The sequence below is a fragment of the Ornithinimicrobium cerasi genome (genome assembly GCF_003702705.1).
In the GTDB taxonomy this organism is placed as follows: domain Bacteria; phylum Actinomycetota; class Actinomycetes; order Actinomycetales; family Dermatophilaceae; genus Ornithinicoccus; species Ornithinicoccus cerasi.
In genome coordinates this window covers 107636-124802 of sequence record NZ_QZMN01000013.1, presented here as the reverse complement: position 1 = coordinate 124802, position 17167 = coordinate 107636, and the positions used below count along the sequence as shown (strand labels likewise).

Below are 17167 nucleotides of genomic sequence, written 5' to 3'. Positions count from 1 at the left end.
CTCAGCCGCGTGCGCGCGCCCCGCCCCGGGGCGCGTCGGCCCCCCGGGCCGCCCGCCCCGGCCCGAGCCACCACGCCAGCAGGGCGGCGAGCCCGAACGGGACGACCAGCAGGTGCGCGTAGATCGCGTAGAGGAGGGCGGTGGCGGACGCGGCCCCCGGGCTGCCACCGAGGAGGACGAGCAGGCCGGCGGTGCCGACCTCGGTGATCCCCAGGCCACCCGGCGTCACGGCGACGGCCGTGAGCAGCTGGCGGAAGGCGTAGGCGGCGAGCAGCTCGGCAACCGGCAGATCGAGACCGACGGAGCGCGCCGCGAACCAGTACAGCCCGAAGAGCATGACGAACTGACCCGTCATCCCCAGGGTCATCTCCCACCCGCCGGCGCGCACGACCGACTCCACCCGGCGGCGCTGGTCGGTGACGAGGTGCTCGACCCTCCGCAGGCGCGTCCCGCGGCCCAGCCACCCCGACACCCTCTCCACGACCGTGACGACCCGTCCCGCCACGGTGTCGGAGAAGACCATGAGACCGGCGACGAGGAGCACCGCCGTGCCGACCGCCCCGGCGAGGAACGCCCCCCTGACGACGATCGTCGGCGCGTCCACGGGTCCCGCGACGAGGACCAGGCACCCGAGGACGGGCAGGGCGACCCGCGCCAGCAGGTTCCACAGGCCGGTCACGAGGAGCGCCGAGGAGATGGCCCGGACCCGGAACCCCCAGGACCGGTACATGAGGAAGTGCGTGGCGAAACCCACCGCGGCGCCGAAGGGCAGCAGGTTCGCCACCAGCGAGCTCACCGCGTTGGCCTTGAGGCCCTGGACGTGCGTCAGCCCGGGCAGCGACCCCGTGAGGACCCACGTGTAGGAGAACAGGCCGCCCACGAGCAGCAGCGCCATGGCCAGCGCGGGCAGCACCCGCACCTGCGAGAGCTGGGCTCCGATCTCGGCCCAGGACGTCTCCAGCACGGTGGGCAGCACGACGGCGATGAGCACGCCGGCCACGAGCAGCCCGAGGACGGACTGGACCGCGTCCTTCCAGGTCAGGGCCCGCACGGCCGGGCCCTCGTGCCGGGCGTCCTCCGTCACGGTCACCGGCTCCCCTGCTCGACAGGCACCGGGCGTGCCCGCGCCCCGCGCTCGGACAGCAGCCACCACAGGCCGGCCACCGGCAGGACCAGCGGGATGAAGAGGTAGCCCCGCCCGAAGTGGCTCCACACGGTGGCGTCCGGGAACATCTCGGGCGCGACGTAGCTCCAGGTGCCCACGACGAGCACCCCCGCCAGCTCGACCGACAGCGCCACGAGGCTCACCCACCAGGCCCGGCGCCCGGCGCGGGACAGGGAGACCAGCGCGACGACATACACCGCGGCGGCCAGGGCGGAGAGGGAGTAGGCCAGGGGTGCCTCGTCGAAGCGGGTGGAGATCTGCGCGGCCGACCGGGACACGGTCCCGATGACGAAGATGAGGTAGAGGGCGAGGATGACACGGCCCGGGCCGTGCCGGCGGTCGCCGTCGTCCGCGGCCGGACGCCTCACGGGAGCATCCCGACGCCGTACCAGATCTGCGCGCTGCGGGCCGCCATGACGGCGACGGTGAACGCCGCCACCGCCAGCACGAAGGTGCTCCAGCGCGTGCGCTCCTCACGCGCCCAGACGAGGGCCAGCGCGGGCAGGAGGAGCACCGTGACCAGGTAGGCCCACAGCTCCCACGCCGGACCCACGGGCGACTCGCCGCGCAGCTGCCGGAGGAGGTAGAGGCCGGCGTAGGCCAGCACCGCCGCCTGGAGCAGGGCGGTCAGACCCACCGTGACGCGGCCCGGCGCCCGCCCGTTCAACCCCGCCACGAGGGTCACCAGGGCCACGGCCATCCCGCCCAGGAGCAGCACCAGGGTGGGGGGGTCGAGGTAGGCGGAGGAGCCGTTCACACGCGTCCGTCCTGGGTCGCGGGGGAAGAGATCACGCGGTCAAGGGTATGTCGAGGGGCTGGGGACGAGGGACAGGTCGTGTCGGTGGGCGCGCCTAGGATGGCCGCAGCATGAGCAGCCTCTTCGACCACCTGTCCTTCGACCTCCCGCTGCCGTCGTTGCCCCCGGGGGCGGCCAGCGGCCACCCGGAGGACGACGGCCACGTCGTCGACTCCCGGGGCGTGCCGGCCTGGGCGGTCGAGGGGCGCGACGCCCCGCAGGGTGCCGGACGGGCGACAGGGTGGGCCCCCGAGGCAGGGGAGGACCAGGACGCGCAGGGCTCCCGCTCCGTGGCGGAGCTGCTCGCGGGCCTGAACGAGCCGCAGCGGCGGGCGGTCACCCACGAGGGCAGCCCGCTGCTCATCGTCGCGGGCGCCGGCTCCGGCAAGACGCGCGTGCTCACGCACCGGGTCGCCTACCTGCTGGCGCACCGGCACGTGCACCCCGGCCAGGTCCTCGCCATCACCTTCACCAACAAGGCGGCCGCCGAGATGCGCGAGCGGGTGCAGGCCCTCGTCGGCCCCCGCGCGAAGGTCATGTGGGTCTCCACCTTCCACTCGGCCTGCGTGCGCATCCTGCGCCGGGAGGCGCAGACCGCCGGGTTGCGCTCCTCGTTCTCCATCTACGACGCGGCCGACAGCCAGCGGCTGATGGGCATGGTCATCCGCGACCTCGACCTCGATCCCAAGCGCTACCCCGCGCGGGCGTTCCTGGCGAAGGTGTCCAACGCCAAGAACGAGCTGGTCGACGACGAGGCCTTCGCCGCGCAGGTCGGCAACAACCCCTACGAGCAGAAGGTCGCCGAGGCCTACACCCTCTACCAGCGGCGGCTGCGGGCGGCCAACGCCCTCGACTTCGACGACATCATCTCCACCACCGTCCACCTGCTCCGCGCGTTCCCCGACGTGCGGGAGCACTACCGCCGCCGCTTCCGCCACGTGCTGGTCGACGAGTACCAGGACACCAACCACGCGCAGTACGCGCTGGTCCGGGAGCTGGTCGGCACCCTGGGCGACATCGTGGACGGGGGCGAGCGGGCGCTCCCGCCCGCCGAGCTGTGCGTCGTCGGTGACGCGGACCAGTCGATCTACGCCTTCCGGGGCGCGACGATCCGCAACATCGTCGAGTTCGAGGAGGACTACCCCGAGGCCCGGACGATCCTCCTGGAGCAGAACTACCGCTCCACCGCCACCATCCTCTCCGCCGCGAACGCGGTGATCGCGCGCAACCCCGGCCGACGCGAGAAGCGGCTGTGGACCGACGCCGGAGAGGGCGGGCGGATCGTCGGCTACGTCGCGGACAGCGAGCACGACGAGGCCTCGTTCGTGGCCCGCCGGATCGACCAGCTCGGGGACGAGCGGGGCGTGCGACCCGGTGACGTGGCCGTCTTCTACCGCACCAACGCCCAGTCCCGGGCGCTGGAGGAGGTGCTGGTCCGCACCGGGCTGCCCTACAAGGTGGTCGGCGGCACCCGGTTCTACGAGCGCCGGGAGGTCAAGGACGCGCTCGCCTACCTGCGCGTCCTCGCCAACCCCGCCGACGACGTCAACCTGCGGCGCATCCTCAACACCCCCAAGCGAGGCATCGGGGACCGGGCCGTCGGCGCGGTGTCGGCGCTGGCCGAGCGGGAGCGGATCCCCTTCGTCGCAGCCCTGGGCCGGGCCGGGGACGCCCCGGCCATCGCGACGCGGTCGGTCGCCGCGATCACCGGCTTCACCGCCCTGCTCGAGGAGCTGGGCCAGGTCGCTGCGGACGAGGACGCCGGGGTGGCCGACCTCCTCGAGGCGATCCTCGACCGGTCCGGCTACCTCGCCGAGCTGCGGGCCAGCCCGGACCCCCAGGACGAGACCAGGGTGGAGAACCTCGCCGAGCTCGTCTCGGTCGCCCGCGAGTTCGACGAGAACTACCCCGAGGGCGGGCTCGTCGACTTCCTCGAGCAGGTCTCCCTCGTCGCCGACGCGGACGAGATCCCCGAGGGCGACGAGTCGTCGGGGGTGGTGACGCTCATGACCCTGCACACCGCCAAGGGGCTGGAGTTCCCGGTGGTCTTCCTCACCGGCCTCGAGGACGGCACCTTCCCGCACCAGCGCAGCCTCGACGACCCCGGCGAGCTGGAGGAGGAGCGGCGCCTCGCCTACGTCGGTATCACCCGGGCCCGCGAGCAGCTGCACCTCTCGCGCGCGGGGAGCAGGGCGGCCTTCGGCGCGCCCCAGTACCACCCGCCGTCCCGCTTCCTCGACGAGATCCCCGAGGAACTCCTCACCTGGGAGCGCACCGACGCCGACCGGTCCAGCTTCGGCGGCCGTCGATCGGCCTCGGAGGGGACGGGCTGGTCCGGAGGGTATGCCGGCCGGCCGGACGTCGTGCGCCTCGACCCGCGCGGCCGCGCGCAGCGCCGGGAGCGGAGCGAGGCCGAGACCACCGAGCTGGAGAGGCTGTCGACCGGTGACCGGGTCAACCACGACTCGTTCGGGCTCGGCACCGTCGTCCGGGTCGAGGGGACCGGCAAGCACACGATGGCCCACGTGGACTTTGGCGGGGAGACCGGCGTGAAGCGCCTCCTCGTCCGGGTCGCCCCGCTGGAGAAGCTGTAGCGCGGCTGCCACCAGCACCGATCCCTCACGCCTGGCGCGACGGCCGTCGGGCCCGGCGTGACCCTGCGATATCCTGCGGGCCATGTCGTCCTCACCGTTGCGCGTGGTCGTGGCCAAGCCCGGTCTCGACGGCCACGACCGGGGTGCCAAGGTCGTGGCAAGAGCCCTGCGGGACGCGGGCGTGGAGGTGATCTACACCGGGCTGCACCAGACCCCCGAGCAGATCGTCGCGGCGGCGGTCGCCGAGGACGCCGACGGCATCGGCATGTCGGTGCTCTCCGGCGCCCACCTGACCCTGTTCCGACGGGTCCTGGACCTGCTCGAGGAGCAGGACGCGCGCGACATCGTGGTCTTCGGCGGCGGGATCATCCCCCAGGACGACGTCGCAGCCCTGCGGGAGATGGGGGTGGCGGAGGTGTTCACCCCCGGCGCCAGCACGTCCGACATCACCCGGTGGGTGCGCGAGCACCTGGCCGGTGACGACCCCGAACCCCCGAGCGGGCCCGCCTGAGCGCACGGGGCCCGCAGCACACCCCCGTCCTTCCGACCCACCACTCACACACACGATGGGAAGCTGACCTGTGGATCTGTTCGAGTACCAGGCACGTGACATGTTCGAGAAGCACGGTGTCCCCGTGCTCGCCGGTGCCACGGCCGACACGCCCGAGGAGGCGCTCGCCGCGGCGCAGGAGATCGGGCAGCGATCCGGCGGCGTGACCGTCGTCAAGGCGCAGGTCAAGACCGGTGGCCGTGGCAAGGCCGGCGGGGTCAAGGTCGCCAGGAGCGCCGAGGAGGCGCGGGCGGCGGCCGAGCAGATCCTGGGGATGGACATCAAGGGCCACACCGTCCACCGCGTGATGATCGCCCAGGGCGCGCAGATCGCCGAGGAGTACTACTTCTCCGTCCTGCTCGACCGGACCAACCGCTCGCTGCTCGCCATGTGCTCCGTGGAGGGCGGCATGGACATCGAGCAGCTGGCCGTCGAGCGCCCCGAGGCGCTGGCGCGGGTCGAGGTCGACGCCAACACCGGGATCGACGAGGCCAAGGCGCGCGAGATCGTCGAGCGGGCCGGCTTCGACGCGGAGACCGGCGCGAAGATCGTCCCCGTCCTGCAGCAGCTGTGGGCGGTCTACCGGGACGAGGACGCCACGCTCGTCGAGGTCAACCCGCTGGTGAAGACCGAGGCCGGCGACATCGTCGCGCTCGACGGCAAGGTGACCCTGGACGCCAACGCCGACTTCCGTCAGGCGCACCACGCCGAGCTCGAGGACAAGGCCTCCACCGACCCGCTCGAGGCACAGGCCAAGGAGCTCGGCCTCAACTACGTCAAGCTGGACGGCAACGTCGGCATCATCGGCAACGGCGCCGGGCTCGTGATGTCCACCCTGGACGTCGTCGCCTATGCCGGCGAGGACCACACCGGAGGGGCAGCCAAGCCGGCGAACTTCCTCGACATCGGGGGCGGCGCCTCCGCCGAGGTGATGGCCAACGGACTGCACGTCATCCTCGGTGACGACCAGGTCAAATCGGTGTTCGTCAACGTCTTCGGCGGCATCACCTCCTGCGACGCGGTCGCCAACGGCATCGTCAAGGCCCTGGAGATCCTCGGCGACGAGGAGAACAAGCCGCTCGTCGTCCGTCTCGACGGCAACAACGTGGAGGAGGGCCGACGCATCCTCGCCGAGGCGAACCACCCGCTGGTCTTCATCGAGGAGACCATGGACGGCGCCGCCCGACGGGCCGCCGAGCTGGCCGCCGCCAACTGACCGCCCCGACCGCGACCTACCGAAGGAACTCCGAGACCACATGGCTATCTTCCTCAACTCCGACTCCAGGGTCATCGTCCAGGGCATGACCGGCTCCGAGGGCATGAAGCACACCCAGCGCATGCTCACCTCCGGCACCGCCGTCGTCGGCGGGGTCAACCCGCGCAAGGCAGGCACCACCGTCGACTTCGAGAACGGCGTGCAGGTGCCGGTCTTCGGGACCGTCGCCGAGGCGATGGAGGCGACCGGGGCGAACGTCTCGGTCGTCTTCGTCCCCCCGAAGTTCGCCAAGGACGCGGTCGTCGAGGCCGTCGACGCCGCGATGCCCCTGCTCGTCGTCATCACCGAGGGCATCGCGGTGCGCGACACCGCCGAGTTCTACGCCTACAGCCGCGACAAGGGCACGACCCGGATCATCGGCCCGAACTGCCCCGGCCTGATCAGCCCCGGGCAGTCCAACGCCGGGATCATCCCGGCCGACATCGCCGGTCCGGGCCGGATCGGCCTGGTGTCCAAGTCCGGCACGCTCACCTACCAGATGATGTACGAGCTGCGGGAGATCGGCTTCTCGACCGCCGTCGGCATCGGGGGTGACCCCGTCATCGGCACCACGCACATCGACTGCCTCGAGGCGTTCGAGTCGGACCCGGAGACCGCGGCCATCGTCATGATCGGGGAGATCGGCGGCGACGCCGAGGAGCGCGCCGCGGCCTACATCCAGGAGCACGTCACCAAGCCGGTCGTCGGCTACGTGGCTGGCTTCACCGCGCCGGAGGGCAAGACGATGGGTCACGCCGGGGCGATCGTCTCCGGCTCCTCGGGCACCGCCGCCGCCAAGAAGGAGGCCCTCGAGGCCGCCGGCGTCAAGGTCGGCAAGACCCCGTCGGAGACGGCACGGCTCATGCGCGAGGTCATCGAGACCCTCGCCTGAGGCACGGGTCCCGCACGGCCGGCAGCGATCCCGGAGGTCCCTGGCGGCGGAGCAGGCCGAGGGCGGCACCCCACGCGGGGTGCCGCCCTCGGGCATACTCCCGGCGCGCCTCCCGGGCGCCGTCCGTCGCGCGGGCGACCATGGTCAGCGTCATGACTCTGCTGCAGCGACCCGAGACCTCGGCCCCGGACCAGCTCCCCGCCACCGACCCGACCCCCGGCCTGACGCTCGGCCGCTCGCTCGAGCTGCTCGTCGCGATGGTGGCGGGCGCGGCGTGCGTCGCCCTGGGCGTCATCGCCGTCGCGCTGCCGACGCTGCTGACCTGGCTGGCCGACGAGCGCAGCACCGCGACCTTCTGGCAGACGACGGGGGTCTCGGTCGACCTCTGGGCGCTGGCGCACCGCGCCGAGGTGCGCACCGCCGACGCCGACGTCGTCCTGGCCCCCCTGATCCTCACCGCGGGGCTGGTCCTGCTGACCTGGTACGCCGCCCGCCAGGTGGTCCTCAACCGTCCCGACGTGATGGCACGCGTACCGCGCATCGGCGGGTGGCGGGCGGCGTGGCACGCGCTCGGCGGCGAGGACGCCACCGCCTTCGTCCTCGGGTATGTCGTCGCGGGCCTCCTCCTGGCCCACACGGCGAGCTTCGGGCTGGCTCCCGTCTGGCTGCCCAGCCTGGTGCCCGGCGCGGTCCTCGTCCCCCTGGTCGGCGTGGTGCTCGTCTGGTGGGTCGAGCACCGCCGCGACGACCATCCGGCGGTCGACGCCGGGCTGCGGTGGGTCCGTGCCCGCACGCCTGTCCTGGTCAGCCGCGGGGTCCCCGCCGCGGTCGAGGTCCTGGTGGGGCTGGCCGCCGTGTGCTTCCTGCTCGTCGTCGGGATCCTGCTCATCCGCGGGGACCGGGTGCTCACCCTCTACGACACCCTGGACGCGGGTGTGGTGGGCACCGCAGTCCTCTCGGTCGCCCAGCTGCTCGCCCTGCCCAACGTCATGGTCTGGGCGCTGTCCTGGCTGACCGGCGCCGGGGTCCAGGTGGGGACCGTGCACGTCGGCTGGACCGAGTCCACCCCCGGTGACCTCCCGGTGCTGCCGGCCCTCGGGGCGCTCCCGGAGCCCGGTGCCCTGCCGCCGGGGCTGTGGGCGATGGCGCTCGTGCCGCTCGTGGCCGGCGGCTGGCTCGGCTACCGGGCGGCCGGCGCGGCGTCCCGGCTGTCGAGCTGGTGGACCAAGACGCAGATCGCGCTGTTCGGCTCCCTCGTCGTCGGAGCCGTGGCCCTCCTGCTCGGCTGGATGTCGACCGGTGGGCTCACCCCCGGGCTCCTGGGGACCGTCGGCGTGCAGCCGTGGAGGTTCGCCGGCCTGCTCACCGCCGAGGTCGCGGTCGGCGCGGTGCTCGTCGTCAGCGTGCTGCACCTCATGCGGGCGCGCACCGCGTTCCGGGGGAGGCCCCGGGCAGGGACCAGGGCCCGAACCTAGACTGGCCACGTGCCACCTCCGCCGCCCTCCCGCGACGCCGTCGTCGTCCTGGTGTCCGGCTCGGGCACCCTGCTGCAGGCGCTCCTGGACGCCGCCGACGACCCGGGCTACCCCGTCGAGGTGGTCGCCGTCGGCAGCGACCGGGAGGGCGTCGCCGGCCTGGACCGGGCCCGCGCGCACGGCATACCGACCTTCGTCGTGGCGCCGGCCGACCATGCGGACCGGGCCGCCTGGGACCTCGCCCTCGCCACCGCGATCGCGGCGCACCGCCCCGCGGCGGTGGTCTCCGCCGGTTTTATGAGGATCCTCGGCCCCTCGGTGCTGAAGGAGTTCGAGGTGGTCAACACCCACCCCGCCCTGCTGCCCAGCTTTCCCGGCGCCCACGGCGTGCGGGACGCGCTCGCCCACGGCGTCAGGGTCACCGGCTGCACCCTGCACCGCGTCGACGCCGGGGTGGACACCGGACCGATCCTGGCCCAGCGGGCCGTCGAGGTCCGGGACGGCGACACCGAGGAGAGCCTCCACGCGCGCATCAAGGTCGTCGAGCGAGCGATGCTCGTGGAGGAGCTGCCGGGGGCGCTGCGTCCCCGCGGGGGCACGCGGGGACGCACGTCCTGAGGGTCCGCGCCGCGCGCGTCCCTCGTCGGTCCTCCTGCCGGGCCTGGGCTCCGGCCGGCTCACCCCGGCGTGCGCGCGTGGAGGCGCTCGATGAGTCCTCGCGGGCTGCGCTCGCTCTCCACGACCGTGAGCCCCGCCGTCTCGACCGCCAGCCGCGGACGCCGGCGCAGGTGCTCGCCGTGCGTGGGCACGCTCACCGCCTCCACGGCCGTCTGCACGGCGCGCAGCCAGCGCGCGGTGGCGACGACGTGGTCGGCCAGCAGCAGCGAGCCGCCGGGTCGCAGCACCCGGACCAGCTCCCGGACGGCCACCCGCTCGTCCGCCACCTCGCACAGCGCGAAGGTGCACACGACGGCGTCGAACCGCCCGTCGGCGAAGGGCAGGTCCATCAGGTCGGCCCGCAGCAGCTCGACCTCACGGCCCAGCTCGGAGGCCCTGGCCCGGGCCTGCTCGAGCATGCCCTCGCTGAGGTCGGTGGCCGTCAGCCGGGCGTCCGGTCCGTAGTGCGGAAGGTTCAGGCCGGTGCCGACCGCTCCCTCGAGGACGTCGCCGTGCGCCCGGGAGGCGACCCAGGGCCTGCTGGTGGCCAGCAGACGCCGTTCGACCGGAGCCCCCCGCCGGTCGTAGTGCTGCGCCAGCCGGTCCCAGCGCGCGATGATCTGCTCCGTCCGTGCCACCCTCCCGACGCTAGCGGAGACGTCACTACACTGGCCGCGCGTGAGCACCTCCACCCCCGACGGGCGCCGTCCCGTCCGCCGCGCCCTCGTCTCCGTCCACGACAAGACCGGTCTGGAGGACCTGGCGCGCGGCCTCGCCGCGGCCGGGGTGAGCCTGGTGTCCACCGGGGGCTCGGCCGCCCTCATCGAGAGCCTCGGGCTGGCCGTGACCAGGGTCGAGGAGCTCACCGGCTTCCCCGAGTGCCTGGACGGGCGCGTCAAGACCCTCCACCCCCTCGTCCACGCGGGTCTGCTGGCCGACACCACCAACCCCGACCACGTCCGTCAGCTCGCGGAGCTCGGGATCGAGGGGTTCGACCTGGTCGTCTGCAACCTCTACCCCTTCACCGCCACCGTGATGTCCGGCGCCGGCCCCGACGCGTGCGTGGAGCAGATCGACATCGGCGGCCCCTCCATGGTCCGGGCCGCCGCCAAGAACCACCGCAGCGTCGCGGTGGTGACCAGCCCCACGGCATACCCCCGGGTCGTGGCGGCCCTGGCGGACGGCGGGTTCACCCTCGCCGAACGGCAGCAGCTGGCGGCCGAGGCGTTCGTGCACACCGCCACGTATGACGTGCACGTCGCCTCGTGGATGGGCAACGTCCTCACCGACACCTCGGGCTCGACCGGTTTCCCGGCCTGGGTCGGCGCGACCTGGGACCGCGCCGAGGGGCTGCGGTACGGCGAGAACCCGCACCAGCGCGCGGCGCTGTACACCAACGGCTTCCAGCCCGCGCCCGGTCTGGCCCAGGCCGAGCAGCTGGGCGGCAAGGCCATGTCGTTCAACAACTACGTCGACGCGGACGCCGCCCTGCGCGCCGCGCACGACCACGGGGAGCGTCCCACCGTCGCGGTCGTCAAGCACGCCAACCCGTGCGGGATCGCGGTCGGCGCCGACGTGGCGGAGGCGCACCGCAAGGCGCACGCGTGCGACCCGGTGTCGGCCTTCGGCGGCATCATCGCCACCAACCGGCCGGTGACCCGGGCGATGGCCGAGCAGGTGCGCGACATCTTCACCGAGGTGGTGGTCGCGCCGGGGTTCGACGAGGACGCGCTGGAGGTGCTGCGGGAGAAGAAGAACCTGAGGATCCTGCGGGTCGCCGCCCCGTGGCGGGGTGGCGTGGAGTCGCGCCCCATCTCCGGAGGCATGCTCATGCAGTCCGTCGACACGGTCGACGCCGTCGTCGAGGGCGGGGGTGACGACGCCTCGCACTGGAGGCTCGCCGTCGGCGACCCCGGCGACGAGGCCACCCTGGCCGACCTGCAGTTCGCCTGGCGCGCGGTCCGGGCGACCCGCTCGAACGCGATCCTGCTCGCCTCCGACGGGGCCAGCGTCGGCATCGGCATGGGCCAGGTCAACCGGGTCGACTCCTGCCACCTGGCGGTCCGCCGGGCGGGGGAGCGGGCGGCCGGGTCGGTGGCCGCCTCGGACGCCTTCTTCCCCTTCGCCGACGGGCTGCAGGTCCTCCTCGACGCCGGTGTCCGCGCGGTCGTCTCCCCGGGCGGTTCGGTCCGGGACGAGGAGGTCGTGGCGGCCGCGCGCGCCGCCGGCGTGACGTTCTACCTCACCGGCACCCGCCACTTCGCCCACTGACGGCGGACGGCGCGGGCTCCCGTCCGGGGCCGCACCGGCGCCGCTAGAGTCGGGGCATGACTACCCTCGTCCTGACCGTCATCGGCGACGACCGCGCAGGTCTCGTCAGCGCCCTCGCGGAGGTCGTCGACGAGCACGGCGGCAGCTGGGGCTCCAGCCAGCTCGCCGAGCTCGCGGGCAAGTTCGCCGGGATCGTCACCGTCGAGGTCCCGCAGCAGCAGGTCGCCGCGCTCACCGCTGCGCTCCAGCCGCTCTCCGGGGTCCTCGAGACCACCGTGCACGAGGGGGCGGGCACGACCCCGGGCGGCGAGGACGGCGCGGCCTACCGCCTCGAGCTGATGGGCAACGACCACCCCGGCATCGTGCGCAGCATCAGCGGTGCCCTCGCCGGGCAGGGGGTGAGCATCGCCTCCCTGCAGTCCCGGACGGTGCCCACCCCGGAGTCCGGAGGGCAGACGTTCGAGGCGGAGATCACCCTGCGACCCGCGACCGGGACGGACCTGGACGCCCTGCGCGCGGCGCTGGAGGGGCTCGCTGGAGACCTCCTGGTCGACATCACCCTGGACGAGCAGCAGGCGCAGGCGTGACCGCGACGGTGCTCGACGGCCGGTCGGTCCTGGCGACGATCAAGGAGGAGCTGCGCGAGCGGCTGGCGGTCCTCGCCGGGCACGGCGTGGTCCCCGGCCTGGGGACGGTCCTCGTGGGGGAGGACCCTGCGAGCGCGTGGTACGTCGGGGCCAAGCACCGCGACTGCGCGGAGATCGGCATCGCCAGCCTGCGCCACGACCTTCCGGCGGGGACATCGCTGGAGGAGGTGCTGGAGGTCGTGGACGGCCTCAACGCCGACCCCGCCTGCACCGCCTTCCTCGTGCAGCAGCCGACAGGGCTGGACGAGTTCACCATCCTCTCGCGCGTCGACCCCGCCAAGGACGTCGACGGGCTGCACCCCGTCAACCTCGGGTCGCTCGTCATGGGGCACCCGGCGCCGCTGCCCTGCACCCCCGTCGGCTGCGTGGAGCTGCTGCGTCGCTACGACGTGCCCCTCGACGGCGCCGAGGTGGTCATCGTGGGCCGCGGCCTGACGGTCGGACGCCCCCTCGGTCTGATCCTGACCCGCCGGTCCGAGAACGCCACCGTCACCGTGTGCCACACCGGGACCCGGGACCTGGCCGAGCACACCCGGCGCGCCGACGTCGTGGTGTCGGCCGCCGGTGTCCCCGACCTCATCCGCCCCGAGATGGTCCGTCCGGGCGCCGCGGTCCTCGACGTCGGCGTCGCGCGGCGCGACGGGAAGATCGCCGGAGACGTGCACCCCGACGTCGCCGAGGTCGCCGGCTGGTTCTCGCCGAACCCCGGCGGCGTGGGGCCGATGACCCGAGCGATGCTGCTGTCCAACGTCGTGGATGCGGCCGAGCGCGCCGCGGGACTGCACCCCGGGGCGTGAGCGAGGCGCCCGACCGGGGCGACCGGTCCCGTCGTGCCGGTCCGCTCGACGACGATCCGGAGGCCGAGCGGCGGGCGGCGGTTCCCCGGCAGCCGCTCGGCGCCTGGTGGGTGGGGGTCCTCGGGCTGGCCGGTGCGGGGGTGCTGCTCGTCACCGAGAACCTGCGCGCCTACGGGTATGCCGTCGGCGTCACCATGGGCCTGCTGGCCCTCCTGCGGGCGGTCCTGCCACCCCGGTTGCTCGGCGGTCTCGTGGTGCGGGGGCGCTGGGTCGACGTGGCCACCCTCTCGCTGCTGGGGGTGGCCGTCGCGGTCCTGGCCAGCACGTTGCGCCTCGACGTGCGCTGACGCGCGAGGGCCGCGGTGGTCCTCCACCGCGGCCCTCGCCCAGGCGTGGTCGACTCAGCCGAGCAGGCCCAGCTCGGTGACCGCCTGGCGCTCCTCGGCCAGCTCGGCGACCGACGCGTCGATCCGGCTCCGCGAGAAGTCGTCGATCTCCAGCCCCTGGACGATGCTCCAGCTGCCGTCGCTGACCGTCACCGGGAAGGAGGAGATGAGCCCCTCCTCCACGCCGTAGCTGCCGTCGGAACGGACGGCCATCGAGACCCAGTCGCCCTCGGCGGTGCCCTCGACCCAGGTGCGGGCGTGGTCGATCGTCGCGCTGGCCGCCGAGGCGGCCGAGGAGGCGCCGCGCGCCTCGATGATGGCCGCACCGCGCTTGGCGACGGTCGGGATGAAGGTGCTCTCCAACCACTCCTGGTCGCCGACGGCCTCGGCCGCGTTGCGGCCGGAGACCTCCGCGTGGAAGAGGTCGGGGTACTGCGTCGCGGAGTGGTTGCCCCAGATCGTCATCCGGCGGATCTCGGTCACCGGGACGCCGAGCCGGGCCGCGAGCTGGCTGATGGCGCGGTTGTGGTCCAGCCGGGTCAGCGCCGAGAAGCGCTCCGTCGGGATGTCGGGCGCGTTGCTCATGGCGATGAGGGCGTTCGTGTTGGCCGGGTTCCCCGTCACCGTCACGCGGACGTCGTCGGCCGCGACGTCGTTGAGGGCCTTGCCCTGCGGCGCGAAGATGCCGCCGTTGGCCTCCAGCAGGTCCCCGCGCTCCATGCCCGGTCCGCGGGGGCGGGCCCCGACGAGGAGGGCATGGTTGACACCGTCGAAGACCGTGCGGGGGTCGTCCCCGATCTGCACCCCCGCGAGGGTGGGGAAGGCGCAGTCGTCGAGCTCCATGACGACGCCCTCGAGGGCCTTGAGCGCCGGGGTGATCTCCAGGAGCCTCAGCTCGACCGGGGTGTCCTTGCCCAGCAGCGCGCCGGAGGCGATGCGGAAGAGCAGGCTGTAGCCGATCTGGCCGGCAGCACCGGTGACGGCGACCTTGACAGGAGACTTCACGAGGGGATCCCTTCGGATGGGGGGCGGGTCGGGCCCACCGACGTCGGTTGCCGCCGTGGGTCCCTGCCGCCGACGCTAGCACCCGCCCCGGACCCCGCCACGCCCGGCAGCGGGCGCGGGTCGCCGCGCACCAGCCCCTACGGTTACGGTGGTCTGCGGAACCGGACGGGGGCACGACGCGGGCCCGGCACGGGTCCCGCCCCCGCCTGGACGGAAGGATCGACTCATGGGTTTCTTCGACAAGGTCAAGGACGCGCTGACCACGTCCGACGCGGAGCGGGCCGACAAGGCGCGCAAGGATGCGGCACGGGCCCGGGCCGAGGCCACGACGACCACGGCCGAGGCGCGCGAGCGGGCCGACCAGGTCGCCACGGACGCGCGGAAGAAGGCTGACGAGGCGGCCCGCAAGGCGGAGGAGGCCTCGCGCAGGGCCGGGGACCCGGCCGACAGCACCACCGCCGAGGATGCCGCCACGGCCCGCGACGAGGCGCAGGAGGCCCAGCGCGAGGCCGCCGAGAAGAGCGCCGAGGCCGAGCGGCACGCTGCGGAGAAGGCGGCGAAGGCCGACGAGGCAGCCGCCGAGAAGCAGGCGGAGGCCGCCGAGAAGCAGGCGGACGCGGCTGAGAAGCAGGCGGACCCGGCTCACCGCACCGTCACCGTGCAGCCCGGCGACACCCTCTCCGCCATCGCGGCCCGCCACGGCGTCGACTGGCGCGAGATGGCGACGCTGAACAACCTGGACAACCCCGACCTGATCTACCCCGGTCAGGTCTTCAAGGTTCCCCACAGCTGAGCACCGGTCACGGGCCCCGCAGCGGCCGCTGCGGGGCCCGACCCGTCCCCCGGCCGGGGCAGACCTGGGTAGGGTGAGGCGCGTGACCAGCGCCGGCACCGTCCCTCCCGTCTCCCCGGTGGTCGGTGTCGCGATACCGGTCCCCGAGCCGTGGGGCGGTTACCTGCAGCAGCAGCGGGTCCGCTACGGCGAGGCCCGGGCGGAGCACATCCCGACCCACGTCACGCTGCTCCCGCCCACGCCGCTGCGGCCCGAGCAGCTGCGCCCCTTCCGTGACCACCTGGCCGAGGTGGCGGCGGGGCAGCCGACCTTCGACGTCGTCCTGCGCGGCACGGGGACCTTCCGGCCCGTCTCCGACGTCGTCTTCGTCCAGGTGGCGCTGGGGGTGAGCAGCTGCGAGCGGCTCGAGAGCGCGGTGCGGTCCGGTCCGGTGTCCCGGGAGCTGGCCTTCCCCTACCACCCGCACGTGACCGTCGTGCACGACGAGCCGGACCAGGTGCTCGACCGCGCCTTCGAAGACCTGGCCGCGTTCACCTGCCGCTTCGAGGCCAGCTCCTTCCGCCTCTACCTCCACTCCGGTGACGAGGTGTGGAGCCAGGTCGAGGACTACCGGCTCAGACCACGGAGCGACTGACCTCACGGATCGCCGCCGCGTAGTACCCCACGAGCTGCTCGACCAGCGCCGGCCAGGAGCGCGCCACGACGCGGTCACGACCGGTGAGGCCCATCCGCTCGCGCAGCTCGGCCGCCCCGGGACCCACGAGGGGGCGGACCCTCGCGGCGAGGTCGCCGGGCCGGTCGGGGTCGAACAGCTCGCCGGTGACGCCGACGTCGACCAGGTCGAGCGGCCCGCCGCGTGCCGGGGCGACGACCGGCAGCCCCGCCGCCGCCGCCTCCTGGAGCGTCTGGCCGAACGTCTCGCGGGTGCCGGTGTGCACGAAGACGTCGAACGCGGCATACGCCTGCGCCAGCTCGAGCCCCTCGCACCGCCCGAGGAACACCGCGTCCGGGAGGCTGGCCTGGAGCATCTCCCGGCTCGGGCCCTCGCCGACGAGCACGAGACGGGTCCCCGGCACCGATGCCAGCTCCACGAGGCGGTGCAGCTCCTTCTCCGGCGCCAGCCGCCCGACATACCCGAGGAGCGTCTCGCCGTGCGGGGCGAGCCGGGCGCGCAGGGCGGCGGTCGCCACGTCGGTGCGGCGCCCCGGGTGGAACAGCTCGGCGTCGACGCCGCGCCCCCACAGGGCGGTCCGCGGCACGCCGTGGGCGCGCAGGTCCTCCAGCGCGGCTCTGGACGGCGCGAGGGTGAGGTCGGCCTGCTGGTGGATGCGGCGGATCCAGCGCCACGCCGCCCGCGCGGTGAGGTTGCCCGCGGGCCCCGAGTGCTGCCGGATGTAGGAGGGCATGTCCGTCTGGTAGACGGCGACCGAGGGGATGCCCAGGGCGCGGGCCGCGGTGAGCCCCCGCACGCCCAGCACGAACGGGGAGGCGACGTGCATGACGTCGGGGCGGAAGCGGTGCAGCACCGTCTCGATCTCGTAGGAGGGCAGCCCCACCCGGAACTGCCGCACGGGCACGCTGGTCACGCTGTGCACCGGGAAGCCGGCGTAGTGCTCCGGAGTCGTGGTGGGGCTCCACGGGCTGGTGCCGGGCGCGATGACGAGGGCCTCGTGTCCCTGGTCCCGCAGGCACTCCAGGACCTTGAGCACGCTGGTGGTGACCCCGTTGAGCGCGGGCAGGAACGACTCGGTGACGATGGCGACCCTCACGTGCTCCAGCCTCGCCACCCCAGGTGTGGCGCTGTGGTCGGCCTGGGGTGTGTCGGGTGAGCGACGGGTGACGAGCGGGTGGCCGACGGCGTCGCGGAGGCGTCGTCGGACCGGT

The 17167-nt window shown here is 73.8% G+C and carries 18 protein-coding genes; 12 read left to right on the top strand and 6 right to left on the bottom strand.

The features are described from left to right. Nucleotide 1: 1 nt before the first annotated feature. Genes D4B81_RS14910 through D4B81_RS14900 form a run of 3 tightly spaced genes read right to left on the bottom strand, consistent with a single transcriptional unit; the run spans nt 2 to nt 1922 of the window. On the bottom strand, nt 2-1090 hold the full coding sequence (locus tag D4B81_RS14910; RefSeq protein WP_161965190.1) for a lysylphosphatidylglycerol synthase transmembrane domain-containing protein: 1089 nt from the start codon (nt 1088-1090) through the stop codon (nt 2-4). Continuing rightward, on the bottom strand, nt 1087-1533 hold the full coding sequence (locus tag D4B81_RS14905; protein WP_122263475.1) for a hypothetical protein: 447 nt from the start codon (nt 1531-1533) through the stop codon (nt 1087-1089). Before D4B81_RS14905 ends, D4B81_RS14910 begins: the two co-directional genes overlap by 4 nt. After that, nucleotides 1530-1922, bottom strand: a complete 393-nt coding sequence (locus D4B81_RS14900) for a hypothetical protein (RefSeq protein ID WP_122263474.1) — start codon at nt 1920-1922, stop codon at nt 1530-1532. Before D4B81_RS14900 ends, D4B81_RS14905 begins: the two co-directional genes overlap by 4 nt. A 110-nt stretch (nt 1923-2032) precedes the next feature. Here D4B81_RS14900 and pcrA point away from each other — a divergent pair, with 110 nt between their 5' ends. The 6 genes from pcrA to purN all read left to right on the top strand — a co-directional run bounded on the left by pcrA (nt 2033) and on the right by purN (nt 9345). Beyond that, nucleotides 2033-4555, top strand: a complete 2523-nt coding sequence (gene pcrA / locus D4B81_RS14895) for a DNA helicase PcrA (RefSeq protein ID WP_122263473.1) — start codon at nt 2033-2035, stop codon at nt 4553-4555. A gap of 82 nt (nt 4556-4637) precedes the next feature. Beyond that, nucleotides 4638-5066 (top strand): cobalamin B12-binding domain-containing protein, encoded by a 429-nt coding sequence (locus tag D4B81_RS14890; RefSeq protein WP_122263472.1) that lies wholly within the window; start codon nt 4638-4640, stop codon nt 5064-5066. Between the two features lie 70 nt (nt 5067-5136). After that, nucleotides 5137-6321, top strand: coding sequence for an ADP-forming succinate--CoA ligase subunit beta (sucC, locus tag D4B81_RS14885; protein WP_122263471.1), 1185 nt, complete (start codon nt 5137-5139; stop codon nt 6319-6321). Between the two features lie 40 nt (nt 6322-6361). Beyond that, nucleotides 6362-7252 (top strand): succinate--CoA ligase subunit alpha, encoded by an 891-nt coding sequence (gene sucD / locus D4B81_RS14880; RefSeq protein ID WP_122263470.1) that lies wholly within the window; start codon nt 6362-6364, stop codon nt 7250-7252. A gap of 152 nt (nt 7253-7404) precedes the next feature. Beyond that, the gene (locus D4B81_RS14875) at nt 7405-8727 is read left to right on the top strand and encodes a cell division protein PerM (RefSeq protein WP_161965189.1); all 1323 of its coding nucleotides are present in this window, start codon (nt 7405-7407) and stop codon (nt 8725-8727) included. 9 nt (nt 8728-8736) lie between these two features. Further along, the gene (gene purN / locus D4B81_RS14870; protein WP_122263468.1) at nt 8737-9345 is read left to right on the top strand and encodes a phosphoribosylglycinamide formyltransferase; all 609 of its coding nucleotides are present in this window, start codon (nt 8737-8739) and stop codon (nt 9343-9345) included. 59 nt (nt 9346-9404) lie between these two features. On the opposite strand, the gene D4B81_RS14865 is transcribed toward purN, so the two are convergent. After that, nucleotides 9405-10022, bottom strand: a complete 618-nt coding sequence (locus D4B81_RS14865) for a class I SAM-dependent methyltransferase (protein WP_122263467.1) — start codon at nt 10020-10022, stop codon at nt 9405-9407. On the opposite strand from D4B81_RS14865, the gene purH reads away from it, so the two are divergent. Genes purH through D4B81_RS14845 form a run of 4 tightly spaced genes read left to right on the top strand, consistent with a single transcriptional unit; the run spans nt 10000 to nt 13446 of the window. Next, complete coding sequence (gene purH / locus D4B81_RS14860; RefSeq protein WP_122263466.1) at nt 10000-11655, top strand: bifunctional phosphoribosylaminoimidazolecarboxamide formyltransferase/IMP cyclohydrolase; 1656 nt, start codon at nt 10000-10002, stop codon at nt 11653-11655. The genes D4B81_RS14865 and purH overlap by 23 nt on opposite strands. A 56-nt stretch (nt 11656-11711) precedes the next feature. Continuing rightward, the gene (locus D4B81_RS14855) at nt 11712-12242 is read left to right on the top strand and encodes a glycine cleavage system transcriptional repressor (protein ID WP_122263465.1); all 531 of its coding nucleotides are present in this window, start codon (nt 11712-11714) and stop codon (nt 12240-12242) included. Beyond that, the gene (locus D4B81_RS14850) at nt 12239-13099 is read left to right on the top strand and encodes a bifunctional methylenetetrahydrofolate dehydrogenase/methenyltetrahydrofolate cyclohydrolase (protein WP_122263464.1); all 861 of its coding nucleotides are present in this window, start codon (nt 12239-12241) and stop codon (nt 13097-13099) included. The genes D4B81_RS14855 and D4B81_RS14850 overlap by 4 nt, the downstream gene beginning before the upstream one ends. Further along, nucleotides 13096-13446: a DUF3017 domain-containing protein gene (locus D4B81_RS14845; RefSeq protein WP_161965188.1), complete on the top strand. Its 351-nt coding sequence runs from the start codon at nt 13096-13098 to the stop codon at nt 13444-13446. The genes D4B81_RS14850 and D4B81_RS14845 overlap by 4 nt, the downstream gene beginning before the upstream one ends. Before the next feature lie 54 nt (nt 13447-13500). Here D4B81_RS14845 and D4B81_RS14840 read toward each other — a convergent pair whose 3' ends face one another. Then, nucleotides 13501-14490, bottom strand: coding sequence for a malate dehydrogenase (locus D4B81_RS14840; RefSeq protein WP_202613713.1), 990 nt, complete (start codon nt 14488-14490; stop codon nt 13501-13503). Between the two features lie 226 nt (nt 14491-14716). Here D4B81_RS14840 and D4B81_RS14835 point away from each other — a divergent pair, with 226 nt between their 5' ends. Both D4B81_RS14835 and D4B81_RS14830 read left to right on the top strand, forming a co-directional pair. After that, nucleotides 14717-15283 carry a LysM peptidoglycan-binding domain-containing protein gene (locus D4B81_RS14835; protein WP_122263462.1) on the top strand — a complete coding sequence of 189 codons (567 nt, stop codon included), beginning with the start codon at nt 14717-14719 and terminating at the stop codon, nt 15281-15283. Nucleotides 15284-15365: 82 nt separating this feature from the next. After that, nucleotides 15366-15917 carry a 2'-5' RNA ligase family protein gene (locus D4B81_RS14830; protein WP_122263461.1) on the top strand — a complete coding sequence of 184 codons (552 nt, stop codon included), beginning with the start codon at nt 15366-15368 and terminating at the stop codon, nt 15915-15917. Here D4B81_RS14830 and D4B81_RS14825 read toward each other — a convergent pair. Next, nucleotides 15898-17052, bottom strand: coding sequence for a glycosyltransferase family 4 protein (locus D4B81_RS14825; protein ID WP_202613712.1), 1155 nt, complete (start codon nt 17050-17052; stop codon nt 15898-15900). The two genes, D4B81_RS14830 and D4B81_RS14825, sit on opposite strands and share 20 nt — an antisense overlap. Nucleotides 17053-17167 lie beyond the last annotated feature (115 nt).